Raw genomic sequence first — 14,390 nt, forward strand, 5'->3', positions numbered from 1 at the left:
ACGCTCCGACGGTTGTTTCATCGCTTTGGCCGTGTCGGCGCGAGCGGTGGCGCTCGCTGCTCTGGTGAGTGCGGGCGCCGAGCAGGAGGACGAGGTGATCGGCCCAATCACGAGGAGCTGAACGCGTTCCACAGAACCAAACGCGTTCCAGAGAACCAGGAGCACGCGTGAGCCCGCGACGAGGTTGGTGCAGATGTTCGCGGCGAGCAGACAAGGGTGCGGCCGGGGCGCCACCGCCCCGCGCTAGCGTTTCGTGACGCGACGGACGAAGAGGGAGTCGTCGTGTACCTCGGTCGCGGCCCAGCAGTTGTCTCCGCACGCACGCACAGCTCTCTGACATCCTCACCACTGTCCACTCTCCGCAACTCATGACCCTCTGACCTTCGCTGTTCCGCCAAACCGGACCCCGGACTGGCTCATTTCTGACTTCTTCACGAGAATGGACTGGCTCATTTCTGACTTCTTCACGAGAATGGACGTATCCTACCTGATACGGTAGCTGTCATTTGAGGAAGGAGGCGAGCGATGAAGGGCGGCGTGATCCCGTTCCGGGGCTCTGGCTCGGATGCCCTGCGCTATCTGGAGTCCGACCGTGCACGGGCGGACGAGTACTACCTGGAGGCGGGGACCGCCCTGGCGGAGTTCACGGCGGTCGATGCCGAGGGCAGGGTGGTCGGCGAGCTCGGGCTGACCGCTGAGGAGTACCGGCAATGGGTGGACTGGATCAACCCGCTCACCGGAGAGTCGATGGGCCGGCCCCGGCTGCGAGGCGAGGGCGGCCGGGGATCGCCCCGGTTCATGGAGATGGTCGTGAACGTCCCCAAGTCCCTGTCGGTCGCGGCCGCGCTGCACCCGGAGGTGTCCGAGGCCCTGGACGCGGCGCAGCGGGACGCGGTGGTGGAGATCCGGTCCTGGCTCGGCCAGCACTCGGTCACCCGCGTCGGGCCGCGCGGGAAGCAGGAGGTCGTGCCGATCGAACAGTTGGAGACAGTGGCCGTCTCGCACAAGACCTCTCGCGCTGGTGACCCGCACCGGCACATCCACTTCCAGATCGGGACGCGCGTGTGGGCGGCCGGCGCCTGGCGCGGGCTCTACACCGGGGCGCTGTTCCGGCAGCAGGGCGCGATCCGCGCCCTCGGCACGGCCGTCATCGCGGCGCACCCGCAGCTCGCCGCGGTGCTCGAGGCGCACGGCCTGACCCTCGATCCGGTGACCGGCGAGGTGGCCGAGCTGGAGCCGTGGAACGCGCTGATGTCCAAGCGCGGCGCGCAGGTGGCGCGCAACCTCGCCAAGTTCGAAGCCGAGTGGGAGGCGGCGCATCCCGGCCAGGAGCCGGGGCCGGTGGTGCGCGCCCGGTTGCACGCGAAGGCGTGGGACCACGAGCGGCCGAGCAAGAAGCCGTCGCAGCTCGGCTCGGAGGCTGGCTGGCTGCGCGAGTTGCAGGAGGCCGGCTACACGCCCGGTCTGCCGCGCGCCACCGTGCAACCCGCGCACACGCTGGACGAGCTCGCCGTGCAACAGGTCGCCTCGCGCGCGCTCGACCGCTGCGCGGCCGCTGCATCGGCGTGGACGGTGCATGACGTGCAGGAGCAGGTGGCGCGCATCGTCACCGAGGCCGGCGTGCGCGCCACGCCCGAGGAGCTGCGCGAGTTCATCACCATCACGACTCGGCTGGCCGCCGACGACTGCCTCTCGATCCTGCCGCCGGACGCGCCGCCCCTGGAGCATGTGGCGCACCTGACGACGTTGCACGTCGTCGCGGTCGAGACGGAGCTGCGCGACCGGCTCGCCGCACGCGCCACCCGGCCGGCGCACGGCGCAACCCCGCGCGTGCAGGAGCCGGGGCTGGACGCGGACCAGGCGCGCGCGGCGGCCGCAGGCGCCTCGACTCGGCCGCTGGTCGTGGTCGAGGGTGCGGCCGGCGCGGGCAAGACCACGATGCTCGGCGCCGCGATCCGCGCCGCCGCGCAGGAGGGCCGGGCGGTGCGGGTGGTGACGCCGACGAAGAAGGCCGCGGACGTGGCCGCCGTCGAGCTGGGCGTGCCGACCGACTCGGTAGCGGCGCTCGTCTACGACCACGGGTTCCGGTGGAACGCCGATGGGGTCTGGACCCGGCTGGCCGTCGGCGACACGGACCCGGTGACGGGCGCGACCTACCGCGGCCCGGCAACGAAGAACCGGCTGGTCGCCGGGGAGCGGGTCGTGGTGGACGAGGCGGGCATGCTCGATCAGGACACCGCCCTCGCCCTGCTGACCGTCACGGACGAGGCCGGCGCGACGCTCGCGCTCGTCGGCGACCGGGCGCAGCTCCCGGCCGTGGGGCGTGGCGGGGTGCTCGACATCGCGGCCGCGCTCGTCCCGCGGGTCTACTCGCTGACGAGCCTGCACCGCTTCGCGGACCCCGACTACGCGCGGCTCACTCTCGACCTGCGCGACGGCCGCGACCCGGCCGGACTGTTCGACCGGCTCCACGGGCTCGGACTCGTGCAGCTCCACGAGGACGCCGAGGCGCTGCGCGCCGCGGTCGCCGCCGAGCGCATCGACGGAGCCGCGATCACCGCGGCGACCAACGACGAGGCGCGCGAGCTGAACGCCCTGATCCGCGAGGACCGGGTACGCGCCGGGCTGGTCGACGACGCCCGCACCATCGACGGCGCGGACGGCATGAGCATCGGCGCCGGCGACCTGATCCAGACCCGCCGCAACGACTCGGAGGTGGGCGTGGCGAACCGGCAGACCTGGATCGTCCAGCACGTCAGCGGCGACGGCAGCCTGTGGGTGCGCGACGCCGCGAGCCAGCGGAAGCAGCAGTGCACCGTCCATCTGCCCGCCAAGTACGTCGCGGAGCACGCGCACTTGGCCTACGTCTCCACCGCCTACGGCGTCCAGGGCATGACCGCCCCTGCCTCGCACACCGTCCTGTCCGATGCGCTCGACGCGGCCGGCGTCTACGTCGGCCTCACCCGCGGGCAGGAGGAGAACCGGCTGCACATCGTCGCCGCGAACCTCGGCGACGCGCGGGAGCAGTTCGTGGCCGCGCTCGAGCGGGACCGCGCCGACCGCGGACTCCGCGAGGCCACCGAGCGCGCGCAGCTCGCCGTCGCCGGGATCGTCGCGGACGGGCCGGTGCGGGCCGTGAACGCGGAGCGCGCCCGGCTGACGGAGCGGATCGAGCACGCCGAGCGCGAGGCGGCGAAGTGGGAGCGGGCGGGCGCCGCGCTCGACCGGCAGCGCGCCGAGCACCGGGCGGAGTCCGACGAGCAGCGCGAGCTCGTCGCGGCCGCGGACGCCCGTGCCGCCGACGTGCGGGCCGAGGTCGCGGTCCCGCTGATCGAGCAGGCCACCGCGGACGGAACCGCCTACCTCGATGCACGGGCGCGCATGCGGGACACGGCGGCCGCGCACCGCGCGGCGCGCGGGCTCCGCAAGCGCGGCGCCGGCCGCGCGCTGACGACCGCCAGCGACGAGTACCGCGGCATCGAGACGGGTGCGCGGCGGCGCTGGGGCCGCCTGCCGGAGACGCCCGAGAGCGTCGAGCCGTGGGCGGCGTCGGTGGCGCAGCACGAGGCCGACCGCGATCCGCGCGCGGCCGAGACACGGGAGCGCGCCGACAACGCCCGGCAGGAGCAGCAGCGCCTCGCCGCACGCCAGGCGCAGGAGCGCACGAGCCTCCGCCGGCGGCTGCTCGGCGACCGCGTACCGAGCCGGCCCGGAGCCGAGGCCGCCCGGTGGCGGGCGCGCGCAGAGGCCGCCCGAGGCGACCTGACCGCGATCGAGGCCCTGCCGCCCGTCGAGGCGGCCGCCCTGATCCGGGCCCGCGCCGAGCGGGAGCAGGCCCAGCGTGAGGCCGCCGAGCGCGCCCTGGCCGCACGCGAGGCCCGCGCCACCCAGCTCCACGACTTCACCCGCGACCGCCACCGGCACAGCCCGGCCAGCGGACCCGACTTCGGGCCGAGCCTGTAGCGACGCGCTCAGGGGCGAGGTGCCGCGCCACTCCCCCGACGACTACCCACGGCGACCGGGCGGGAGCAGTCCGCGGGAGCGGGTGCGGACGAGCCAGCCCTGCGCGGTGGCATGGGCGACGCCGTTGATCTTCGCCATCGTGACCGCCGGCGCCGGGTCGCCCTGCGCGGAGAGCTTGCCGTACTGGAGGGCGACGAGTTCGTAGAAGTCGGGGGTGCGCTTCGGGTTCCCGAGCGGCTTGAGCAGATCGCGCTCGCTGATCTTCCGGCCGGAGGGCAGCACGATCTTGCCGCCGGTGATGGTCACCGTGCGCTTCATGGCGAACAGGCGCTCGTTGATCGCCGCCTCGATGCGCGCGGTCGGCAGGGCGCGGAGGTCTTGGCTGGAGACGGGATCGCCCGGCCGCCACGGGAGGTAGACGACCCCGGTGATGCGCACCTCCTCGGGCACGGCGAACTGCTGGCGCTGGAGACGGATGAACACGCGGGTCGCGGTGGCCGTGTGCTCGATGTAGCGCCAGCGCCCGTCGATCGTCTCGTTCTGCTCCGAGTCGAGCTGCGCCTGCCGGTCGGTCTCGGTCGTCACCTGGTCGTTGTAGCCCAGGAGCGCGTCGATCTGCGCGCTGGCGTCGTCGTCCCGCTCGCCGGGGAACCGGGTCGGCAAATGCCAGCCGTCCGGCAGATCGGCCGAGACGATGAGCCCGTCATAGGACTGATCGCCGGGGCGTCGCGGGGCTGCGGTCACATCCCGAGTGTACCGAGCGACACGAACAACTAAAACTCTTGCTGTGATTGGCGTGTTGGTCTAATCTAAGATGACAGCAACGATTGCGGCTGTCATTGTAGATGCGAAGGAGGCCGTGATGGGTCAGAGCGCATCCCCCCTCGACGCTCGGGAGCCCGAGCGCCTGTTCTACTCCGAGGAGGAGACGGCGGCGCTGCTCGGCATCCACCGCACGACGCTGCGCACCCTCGCCCTGGCGGGCCAGGCCCCGGTGGAGCCGATTCGGCTCACCCGGCACAAGCGCGTCTACCGCCGCATCGACGTGCAGCGCCTCGCGGGGCTGGAGCAGTAGGCGGCCGGCATGGGAAGCATCGAGGCATACGACACGTCCAAGGGCCGCCGCTACCGCGCGCTCTACCGGCGCCCCGACAAGAAGCAGACGCAGAAGCGCGGCTTCACGACGAAGAAGGCGGCCGAGCTGTTCCTGGCGACCACGGAGGTCGACATCGCCCAGGGCCGCTACCTCGACCCCTCGCGGGCACGGGTGACCGTGGCCGAATGGCTCACCACCTGGCTCGCCGCCCGCGGCGACCTCCGGGCGACGACCCGCAGCCGGGTCGAGAACATCATCGACAAGCACATCGTCCCCGAGCTGGGGAAGATCCCGATCGGTGACCTCACGCGACTGCGCGTGCAGGAATGGGCCTCGGCGCTCCCCGGCGCCCCCGCCACGGTGCGGAAGATCGTCAACGTCCTCTCCGGCTCCCTCCGGTTCGCGGTCGAGGACGAGCGCCTGCCGTCCAACCCCGCCCACCGGCTCAAGCTCCCGAAGCCGACCAAGACCCGCAAGCGGTACCTGTCCCACGATCAGGTCGCCGCGCTCGCCAAGGCCATTGACGAGACGAAGGACGGCCGCGACTACGGCTACGGCCTCGTCGTGCTGGTGCTCGCCTACTGCGGTCTGCGCTGGGGCGAGCTGTCCGGGCTCCGCATCCGTGACCTCGACCTGGACGCGAAGCACCCGCGGCTCACCGTCGAGCAAACCGTCGTGGCCGACAAGGGCTATCAGCGCATCGAGCCGCCGAAGGACTACGAGCACCGGAGCATCCCGATCCCGGCGTTCCTCGTCGGGCTGCTGCGCGCGCAGATCGCCGGGCGTTCCGGCGACGCCCCGGTGTTCTACGGCATCCGTACCGGCACCTGGCTTCGCAACCACGTCTACCGGGTCGGCTGGTTCGATGACGCCGCAGCCGCCGTCGGGATCAAGGGCCTCACCCCGCACGAGATGCGGCACACCGCCGCCTCCCTCGCGGTCAGCGCCGGCGCGAACGTCAAGGCCGTCCAGAGGATGCTCGGGCACGCCTCCGCCGCCGTCACGCTCGACGTGTACGCCGACCTGTTCGATGACGACCTCGACGGTGTTGCCACGGCGCTCAATCTCGCGGCGATGCAATCAGATGTTGCCAATCTGTTGCCAAAAGCCGCATAGAGCCCTTCCACCGCCCGTCAGCAGAAACGCGAAAACCCCCGGATGACCGGGGGTTTTCCTGTTGGTGACCCCAGCGGGATTCGAACCCGCGTTACCGCCGTGAGAGGGCGACGTCCTAGGCCGCTAAACGATGGGGCCGAATTCGTTGCCGTAACAGGCAACTCATCGAGTATGCCATACGGGTGAGCACCCCTTCAAATCGAGGGCGCTGTGCGCGCGGCGGGATGCTCTCCGTCGCGCCGAGGCGCCAGCGGGACCGCACCGCAGACAGTCTCAGGCCAGCACCGACAGTGCCGCGGGCACCACGGAGACCTCGACGGGAAGCGGCCCGACGCGCTCGCCGTCCGCGTAAGCCACGATGGCGTCGGCGGTGACGGACACGTGGTGCACCCTGCTGATGCGCACCTCGGGCAGATCGGTGTGCTCGCCGCGGAAGACCTTCGGAAAGACGCGAAGCAGCCGCAGCTTCGACATGCGCTCGACCACGAACAGGTCGAGCTGCCCGTCGTCGAGCTCGGCATCGGGCGTGATGCGCATTCCGCCACCGATCGAGCGTCCGTTGGCCACGGAGACGAGCATGGCCTGCGTGTCTTCTGCGATGCCGTCGACCTCGAGCCGGTAGTGCACGGGCTTGAACGACAGCAGCTCGCGCACCATCGCCACCGTGTAGCGCTGTGCGCCGCGCGGCCAGGTCATGCCGTTGGCGCGCTCGTTGACGCGTGCATCGAAGCCTGCGGAGACGACGCCGCCGAACCACGTGGTCAGCCCACCGTGGCGCACGCGACCGAGGTCGATGCGGCGAGCGCCTCGATGCAGTGCGGCGCGCAGGGCGGCGATCGACGCATCCGCATCACCGATCGGCAGGCCGAGCGTGCGGGCCATGTCGTTGCCGGTGCCGCTGGCCACGATGCCCAGCGCGAGCTCGGTCTGCGCCAACAGGTTGATGCCGAGACTGACCATGCCATCGCCGCCGACGACGACGAGCGCGTCGAGATCGCCCACGTCGACGACCTTGGCGGTCTCCCGGCGCAGCAGTTCGAAGTTGGGCTGCACGAGCTCGACGACGTCGTGGCCCCATGTGCGCAGCGCATGCACGACGGCGGGTCCGACGGTGCTGCGACGCCCGAAGGAGGCCTGCGGGTTGATGGCGACGGCGATGCGGCGAATCCGATCGGCCCCTCCGGGGGCGTCGGCGGCCCGTGCGTCGGTCATAGCGATGATTATGGCCGACGCACGGAGGCCGTCAACGCAGCCGCGCCCTCCTCAGCAGCTGGGCGTTGATCGCCACGACGATGGTCGACAGGCTCATCAGCACCGCACCCACCGCCGGGGAGACCACGATGCCGAACGGCTCGAGCACTCCTGCCGCGAGCGGGATGGCCACGATGTTGTAGCCCGCAGCCCACCACAGGTTCTGCGTCATCTTGCGATACGTGTGCGCAGACAGCGCAACGGTCATCGGCACGCCGCGCGGGTCGCTGGAGGCGAGCACGATGCCGGCGGACTCGATCGCCACGTCGGTGCCCGCGCCGATCGCGACGCCCACGTCGGCCTGCGCAAGCGCGGGAGCATCGTTCACGCCGTCACCGACCATCATCACGCGCGAGCCGTCTCTCTGCAGAGCTGAGACGGCGCTCGCCTTCTGCTCTGGCAGCACTTCGGCGATGACCTCGTCGATGCCGAGCTGTGCGGCGACGGCGTCGGCCACGGGCTTCGCGTCACCGGTGAGCATGGCCACCCGCACGCCGCGACGGCGAAGCGCCGCGATGGCATCCTTCGACTCCGCACGAATGACATCGGCCACCGCGATCATGCCGATCACCCGCTCCGCGCTCTTCTCCCCCGTGATCACGAAGACCACGGTGTTGCCCGCGGACTGTGCGTTCTCGGCGGCGGCGGCCATGGCATCCGGTGCCCGCAGCCCTCGTTCCGCGATCACCCGCGGTGAGCCGACCACGACGTGCTCGCCGCCGACGACACCGCTGACACCACGGCCGCGCTGGGTCTCGAAGCCCTCCGCGCTCTCCACGTCGAGGCCTCGTTCGCGCGCCGAGGTCACGATCGCCGCTGCGATCGGATGCTCGGCGTCCGCCTCGACGGCAGCCGCCAGTCGCAGCACACGCGTCTCCGACACGTCGTCTGCCGCGGCCACCTCGACGACCCCCTGCCGCCCTTCGGTGAGCGTTCCGGTCTTGTCGAAGAGCACGACATCGGTCAGCCGAGCCTCTTCGAGAGCGGCGCGGCTGCGCACCAGCACGCCGTTCTTCGCGCCCAGCGACGTCGCGATCTGCGCGACCAGCGGAATCGCGAGCCCCAGCGCGTGCGGGCAGGCGATGATCAGCACCGTGACCACGCGCTCCAGCACGAATCCTGGCTCGCCCGGCCGCAGGAACGCCCAGGCGATCAGGGTCAGCGCTGCGGAGGCGATGGCGGCGTAGAAGAGCCACCCGGCGGCGCGATCCGCGAGCAGCTGCGCCCCGGATTTGCTCGCCTGGGCGTCGGCGACGAGACGCATGATGCCGGCCAGCGCCGAGGCATCCTGCGCCTTCGTCATCTGCACGGTCAGCGATCCCGTTCCGTTGACGCTGCCGGCGACGACGGATGCCCCCTGATCCTTCACGACGGCCGCCGACTCCCCCGTCAGCAGCGATTCGTCCACGGTGGATCGCCCGGCGACGACGACGCCGTCCACCGGGATGCCCGCACCCGGCCGTACCAGCACGCGGTCGCCGACGTGCAGCTCGGTGGTCGGCACGGTGCGGGTGCCCGCCGCGCCGCGGACCACGTCGCCGGCCAGCAACTCGGCCGTGTCGGGCAGCAGACTCGCCAGCTCGCCGAGGGCGTTCTGCGCCCCCATCACGGCCGACATCTCGATCCAGTGCCCGAGCAGCATGATGGTGACCAGGGTCGCCAGCTCCCACCAGAAGTCCATGCCGGGCAGGCCAAGGGTGACCGCGAGGCTGTAGCCGAACGCGACGACGATGGCGAGCGAGATCAGCGTCATCATCCCGGGTTGCCGCGAGCGCAGCTCGGCGACGGCGCCCTTCAGAAAGACGAGGCCGCCGTACAGGAACACGGCGATGCCGAACACCGCAGGGATGAACTGGCTGCCCGGAAAACGCGGTCCGCCGAGCCCGAGGATGTCCTGCAGCCCGGTCGAGAACACCATGGTCGGCACGGTGAGCGCCAGGCTCCACCAGAACTTGCGGCGGAACTGTGCGGGATCGTGTGCCGAGTGGTCGTGCCCGGCATGGTCATGCTCGCCGTGAACGTGACCGTGCTCGAGGTGGTCTTGGGCATGCTCGTGCGTCGGATGCTCGTGTGAGCTCCGCTGCGTCTCGGATGGGACGTGCGTTCCCTCGTGCATCATCTCGGTCTCCTCGTCCGTCTTCATCATGACAATACCCCCCTGGGGTATTAACGATCGAGGAGCGCAACTATTCCGGCGGGGCCAGAATGGATGTCATGAAACTCACCAAGCTCGAGCACGCGGCCCTGATCCTCGAAGAAGACGGCAGCAAGCTCTTCGTCGATCCGGGCTCGTTCACCACCCCGATCACCGACGCGTCCGACACCGTCGCCGTGGTCATCACGCACGAGCACGCCGATCACTGGACCCCCGAGCAGCTGAACCGCATTCTCGAGCAGAGCCCGGATGCCGTCATCCTCGGCCCCGAGGGCGTCGCGCTCGCCGCCACCGATTTCGCCGTGCGCGCCGTGAAGCCCGACGAGACGGTCGAGATCGGACCGTTCACACTGCGGTTCTTCGGTGGCAAGCACGCCCAGATCCACTCGTCCATCCCCATCGTCGACAACGTGGGCGTGGTCGTGAACGACGCGCTCGTGTACCCGGGCGACTCTTTCGCGGCCCCCGGGCTCTCCGAGATCGACGTGCTCGCCGTGCCGTCGTCCGCACCGTGGCTGAAGGCATCCGAGTTCATCGACTACGTGCTCGGCCTCAAGCCCAAGCACGCGTTCGCGACCCACGAGATGGTCAGCTCTGTCATCGGCAAGCAGATGGCCAACGCCCGCATCCAGTGGGCCGTCGAGCAAGGCGGCGGTCGCTTCCTCGACCTGCAGCCCGGCGACAGCTACGACATCTAGGCCGACAGCGGCACCTCTGCTCCGCGCTGCAGGATATGCGGGCACTCGCGTCGGGTATGTCGCCGAGCGCCCGCATATCCTGCACGGCTGCGGCGTCAGCCGGCCGTGGTGACCGAAGCAGGTTCCCGGTCGGCGACGATCGTCGTCGTGCTCATGCTCGCCCACGCGAGCCACACGAGCTGTGACAGCAGGAACAGTCGTTCGTCCAGCCCCGCACCGTGCAGCGCCGTCGCCGGACGCAGTCCGAGCAGGAACAGCGCGCCGAGGCCCGACACCACGAGCAGGCCTGTCGCGGCAACGCGCGGTGCCGCAGACCGGCGTTGGATGCGCACCGACATCGCCACCGTGGCGATCGCGATCGCGATGAATCCCACTGTGGCGAGACCGGTGTGCACGGGCCCGCTCGGAATCCTCGGCCGACCGACGATGTTCGTCGGGAAGAACGCCAGCAGAGCGGATGTCACGGCCCAGATCCCGACCAGGATCCCGGTCCAAGGGCGCGCGATTCGCCGCCTGGCCAGAACGATCACGGCCGTGATCGACAACACACCCCTGATGACGAAGTCGATGTCCATCAGCCAGGAGAACCGGCCCCTGCCGTAGTCGCTCTCGACGTCGCCGATCACGCTGTAGTCGGGGCGGAGAAGCGCGAGCACCACGTTGATCACGATGTAGACGGTCACCAGTACGACGGTCACGGCGACGAGCGGCCTGTCGGTTCTGCGCGAAACGTCATCGGGCATGGCATCCGCCGGCTTTCCGGTCGTCGTCGACCACTCCCCAGTCTGCCCGCGTGGTCGGCGAGCAGAGCCTTCGAGCAGACTCAGCAACCCTTGTCCGCCGAGCGAGCGCAGCCCCCTGCCCGCTGCACTCGCTCAGGAAGCAGGGGTGTCGCGCTCGCTCAGGGAGCAGGAGGCGTGGCCCTTGCTCGCGAGCAGGACGCTCAGTACCGCAGGCCGTGTCCGAAGCGGAACGTCGGGTTCTCGGTGTCGAAGGGCACGTCGGAGCGGCTGGCGACCACGGCATCCATCGACCGCGGCAGGTCGAACGGCAGGGAGCCCTGCGGTGAGCGCTCGCCGAACAGCACACGCAGCACCGCGGTGTCGCACGCACCGTAGTTCGCGATGACGGCTCCGGCCGAATCCTCCAACCCGCCGAGCACTGCAGGGCGGTCGAGATAGATGTCGATCACCGTCGGCACCGTGTCTGCGATGGCGGTGAGGCGTGCGTGTTCGTCGGCCGGGAACTCGAGCGATCCGGTGTGGAACAGGTCGGAGAATCCGCCCTTGTCGCCGGTCTCGTAGGGCGCCTTGGTGCGCAGGATGGCGACGTCCGCCTGCTCAGGCGCGTCGACCACCGTCGCGTAGGCGGCGAGCGTCTCGACATCGACCCCCTCGGCGTAGACCTTGACGCCGCGGGCCAGCGGGAGCAGGGCATCGGTGTTCGTGAGCAGCGTGAGGGAGTCGCTCTGGGCATCCAGGCCCTCGGTGACGAAGTCCGCGCGCCCGACGATGGTCTCCGCTGTCGACTCGTCGACGAACGGGTCGTCGAAGAGCCCCAGCACGAACTTCTCGCGCAGCAGGCGGCGCACCGAGACATCCAGCCGGTCCTCCGTGACCCTGCCCGCCTCGACGAGGCCGAGCAGTTCCTCGGTGCAGAGCTCGCCGCCGAACTGGTCGATGCCGGCGTCGAGCGCCTTCAGCATGCGCTCTGGCCGGCTGAGCTGCTCTGCGCCCCATGCACGCGCCGGCATGTCGGCACCGAAGACCGTGACATCGGTGAGCAGGCCCCAGTCGGTGCACACGATGCCGTCGAAGCCGAGGCGGTCGCGCAGCAGACCCGTGATCACGTCTTTGTTGAAGCCGAAGCCGACCTCTTCCCAGTCGGTGCCGACCGGCATGCCGTAGTACGGCATCATCTGCGTGGCTCCTGCGCCGATCGCCGCGATGAACGGCTTGAGGTGGTACTCCTGCTGACCGCCCGGGTAGACCTGCTCGCGGCCCCACGCGAAGTGCGGGTCCTCGCCGTCCTTCTGCGGGCCGCCGCCGGGGAAGTGCTTGATCATGGTCGCCACCGACTCGGCACCGAGCTCCTCGCCCTGGAACCCGCGGATGTATCCGACGACGAGTCGCGATGTGAGGTCGGCATCCTCGCCGAACGTGCCGGCGATGCGCGACCAGCGCGGCTCGGTCGCGAGGTCGATCTGCGGGTGCAGGGCGACCCGCAGGCCCACGGCGAGATACTCCTGCCGCGCGACCTCCGCGAACCGCTCGAGCCGTTCCGGCGAGCCGATCGCCGCGAAGCCCATGGTCTCCGGCCACTGCGAGAACGGGCCCGCCATCAGCGAGGTGAGCGGGTTGTCGCTGAACGAGTGCCGCGGGTCGGTCGAGAACGTGATCGGGATGCCCAGCGGAGACTCGAGCGCAAGCCGCTGCAGGGCGTTGTGCCACGCCGCGAACTCACGTCCACTCGGTGCGGCGCCCAGCAGGTTGAAATGATTCATGCGCCGCTTGCGCACCATGGATGCCGCAGACGGGATGCCGAAGGTCGGGTTGCCCTCCTCAGGGTCGGCGAACGCGACCATGGTGTGGAAGAGCATGCCCGCCTTGTCGGCGAGCTGCATGCGGGAGAGCAGGTCGTCGACGCGCTGGTCGATGCCGAGCGAGGCATCCTGGTAGGGGAAACGGGTCTCGGTCATCTCGTTCGTCATGGAGTTCCTTCTCTTGGGGGTTCCTCGATGAGTGTGGTTGTCGGCTACTTGCTGGCCTTGATGAACCAGACGCAGAACGCGCCGAGCACGCTGAGCACGATGCCCACCGGGAACAGGCCGGCGTAGCCGAACGTGAGGGCGATGGCGCCGCCCACCGCGGGGGCGACCGTCTGCGGCAGCGTGGCCGCGATGTTGACGACGCCGAGGTCTTTGGCGAACGACTTCGCAGACGGCAGCACCTGGGTCATCAGCGCCTGGTCGACGGCACCGAACATGCCGAAGCCGAGTCCGAGCACGAACGTCATGATCATCCAGGAGGTGAGCGTCGGCCACGCCCACGGCAGAACGAGGGCGGCCGCCATGATGATCGATGCGGCGAACACGAACGGCTTGCGGCGCCCGACCTTGTCGGAGATGGGGCCGGAGACGATCATCATCGGCACCATGCCGACGATGCCGATGATGCCGAGCAGCGGGATGACCGACTGCGGCGCCTTGACGTGCAGGTAGTGCTGAAGGATGTAGAGCTGGAACTGGGTCACCGCGAAGTAGCCCGTGTAGAGCAGCAGCCGCCCGGTGAAGGCCCAGAAGAAGTCGGGGTGCTTGACGGGGTTCACCCAGAACGTCTTGATGAAGTCGGCGAACTTGAACGGCTCCGGCGTGATGTTCTCGCTCGAATAGTCCGGGTTGAAGATGCAGAACAGGGTGAGCATCACGACCGAGAACACGGCGAAGAAGATGTAGCCGACCGAGATGCTGTTGAAGAACACCGCGCCGATGATCTGGCCGCCGAGCGCACCGATCATCGTTCCGACGCCGACCAGCGCCGAGAACGTGCCACGGCGACGAAGCGGAACCCGGTCGGGCATCACAGCGCTCAGCGGGCCCTGAGCGAAGTTGAAGCTGATCTGCACGAGCGGCCAGACGATCGCGATCGCCCAGATCGAGTGCGAGAACGCGAGCCCGACGAGTGAAAGGGCGCCGGCGAGGCCGCCGAGGATGATCCACGGTGCGCGACGCCCGAAACGCGAGCGCGTGCGGTCGGAGATCTGACCCGCGATCGGCTGCGCAACCAGGGCGGCGAACGCGCCGATGGTCGCGATGATCGTGAGGTTCGCGAGCCCCTGCGCCTTGTCGATGAGCTGCACCTGCTGCGGCAGCAGGATGCTCGGCACGGAGCCCCACACGATGAAGATGCCGAGGTTGGCGGGAATGCTCCACCACAGCAGCCGGCGCAGGCCCTTGATGGGTGTCGGCGGGTCATCCTCACCCGTGGCGGTGGCGATGAAGGTGGTCTCGGTGATCGGGGCCGCGCCGGGTGCGGTCGACCGGTTTGACGACATTGTCATGGGTACGTCCTCGGGTGTGAGGTCTTTCGACGGTGAAGAACCTTGTGCGCCG

General features: G+C 69.9%; 10 protein-coding genes and 1 tRNA gene. 4 read left to right on the plus strand and 7 right to left on the minus strand.

Annotation, left to right across the window (positions count from 1 at the left end):
- Positions 1–525 precede the first annotated feature (525 nt).
- Entirely contained in the window at positions 526–3,963 is a 3,438-nt protein-coding gene (gene mobF / locus FPZ11_RS04575) for a MobF family relaxase (RefSeq protein ID WP_146318763.1), read from the plus strand.
- Positions 3,964–4,005: 42 nt separating this feature from the next.
- Here mobF and FPZ11_RS04580 read toward each other — a convergent pair whose 3' ends face one another.
- Positions 4,006–4,707, minus strand: coding sequence for a hypothetical protein (locus FPZ11_RS04580; protein WP_146318764.1), 702 nt, complete (start codon positions 4,705–4,707; stop codon positions 4,006–4,008).
- Positions 4,708–4,825: 118 nt separating this feature from the next.
- Here FPZ11_RS04580 and FPZ11_RS04585 point away from each other — a divergent pair, with 118 nt between their 5' ends.
- Together FPZ11_RS04585 and FPZ11_RS04590 are read left to right on the plus strand one after the other, a co-directional pair.
- Positions 4,826–5,038 carry a helix-turn-helix transcriptional regulator gene (locus FPZ11_RS04585; protein WP_146318766.1) on the plus strand — a complete coding sequence of 71 codons (213 nt, stop codon included), beginning with the start codon at positions 4,826–4,828 and terminating at the stop codon, positions 5,036–5,038.
- A 9-nt stretch (positions 5,039–5,047) separates the two neighbouring features.
- Positions 5,048–6,175: a site-specific integrase gene (locus tag FPZ11_RS04590; protein ID WP_146318768.1), complete on the plus strand. Its 1,128-nt coding sequence runs from the start codon at positions 5,048–5,050 to the stop codon at positions 6,173–6,175.
- A gap of 62 nt (positions 6,176–6,237) precedes the next feature.
- Here the strand turns inward: FPZ11_RS04590 and FPZ11_RS04595 are convergent.
- The 3 genes from FPZ11_RS04595 to FPZ11_RS04605 all read right to left on the minus strand — a co-directional run bounded on the left by FPZ11_RS04595 (position 6,238) and on the right by FPZ11_RS04605 (position 9,572).
- Positions 6,238–6,313, minus strand: a tRNA-Glu gene (locus tag FPZ11_RS04595).
- A 135-nt stretch (positions 6,314–6,448) separates the two neighbouring features.
- Positions 6,449–7,387 (minus strand): diacylglycerol kinase family protein, encoded by a 939-nt coding sequence (locus tag FPZ11_RS04600; protein ID WP_146318770.1) that lies wholly within the window; start codon positions 7,385–7,387, stop codon positions 6,449–6,451.
- Positions 7,388–7,418: 31 nt separating this feature from the next.
- Positions 7,419–9,572 (minus strand): heavy metal translocating P-type ATPase, encoded by a 2,154-nt coding sequence (locus tag FPZ11_RS04605; RefSeq protein WP_246846527.1) that lies wholly within the window; start codon positions 9,570–9,572, stop codon positions 7,419–7,421.
- 68 nt (positions 9,573–9,640) lie between these two features.
- Between FPZ11_RS04605 and FPZ11_RS04610 the strand changes: the two genes are divergently transcribed.
- Positions 9,641–10,279 (plus strand): MBL fold metallo-hydrolase, encoded by a 639-nt coding sequence (locus FPZ11_RS04610; RefSeq protein ID WP_146318772.1) that lies wholly within the window; start codon positions 9,641–9,643, stop codon positions 10,277–10,279.
- Between the two features lie 95 nt (positions 10,280–10,374).
- Here FPZ11_RS04610 and FPZ11_RS04615 read toward each other — a convergent pair whose 3' ends face one another.
- The 3 genes from FPZ11_RS04615 to FPZ11_RS04625 all read right to left on the minus strand — a co-directional run bounded on the left by FPZ11_RS04615 (position 10,375) and on the right by FPZ11_RS04625 (position 14,338).
- Positions 10,375–11,022 (minus strand): DUF998 domain-containing protein, encoded by a 648-nt coding sequence (locus tag FPZ11_RS04615; protein WP_146318774.1) that lies wholly within the window; start codon positions 11,020–11,022, stop codon positions 10,375–10,377.
- A gap of 200 nt (positions 11,023–11,222) precedes the next feature.
- Positions 11,223–12,989 carry a glycoside hydrolase family 3 protein gene (locus tag FPZ11_RS04620; RefSeq protein WP_146318776.1) on the minus strand — a complete coding sequence of 589 codons (1,767 nt, stop codon included), beginning with the start codon at positions 12,987–12,989 and terminating at the stop codon, positions 11,223–11,225.
- Between the two features lie 44 nt (positions 12,990–13,033).
- Positions 13,034–14,338, minus strand: a complete 1,305-nt coding sequence (locus FPZ11_RS04625) for an MFS transporter (RefSeq protein WP_146318778.1) — start codon at positions 14,336–14,338, stop codon at positions 13,034–13,036.
- Between the last annotated feature and the right edge of the window lie 52 nt (positions 14,339–14,390).

Source organism: Humibacter ginsenosidimutans, from assembly GCF_007859675.1.
Taxonomy (GTDB): Bacteria; Actinomycetota; Actinomycetes; order Actinomycetales; family Microbacteriaceae; genus Humibacter; species Humibacter ginsenosidimutans.

Excerpts from the sequence above, each read along its gene's own strand:
- mobF (WP_146318763.1), top strand. The coding sequence starts at position 526 with ATGAAGGGCGGCGTGATCCCGTTCCGGGGCTCTGGCTCGGATGCCCTG.
- FPZ11_RS04585 (WP_146318766.1), top strand. The coding sequence starts at position 4,826 with ATGGGTCAGAGCGCATCCCCCCTCGACGCTCGGGAGCCCGAGCGCCTG.
- FPZ11_RS04590 (WP_146318768.1), top strand. The coding sequence starts at position 5,048 with ATGGGAAGCATCGAGGCATACGACACGTCCAAGGGCCGCCGCTACCGC.
- FPZ11_RS04600 (WP_146318770.1), bottom strand. The coding sequence starts at position 7,387 with ATGACCGACGCACGGGCCGCCGACGCCCCCGGAGGGGCCGATCGGATT.
- FPZ11_RS04605 (WP_246846527.1), bottom strand. The coding sequence starts at position 9,572 with ATGATGAAGACGGACGAGGAGACCGAGATGATGCACGAGGGAACGCAC.
- FPZ11_RS04610 (WP_146318772.1), top strand. The coding sequence starts at position 9,641 with ATGAAACTCACCAAGCTCGAGCACGCGGCCCTGATCCTCGAAGAAGAC.
- FPZ11_RS04615 (WP_146318774.1), bottom strand. The coding sequence starts at position 11,022 with ATGCCCGATGACGTTTCGCGCAGAACCGACAGGCCGCTCGTCGCCGTG.
- FPZ11_RS04620 (WP_146318776.1), bottom strand. The coding sequence starts at position 12,989 with ATGACGAACGAGATGACCGAGACCCGTTTCCCCTACCAGGATGCCTCG.
- FPZ11_RS04625 (WP_146318778.1), bottom strand. The coding sequence starts at position 14,338 with ATGACAATGTCGTCAAACCGGTCGACCGCACCCGGCGCGGCCCCGATC.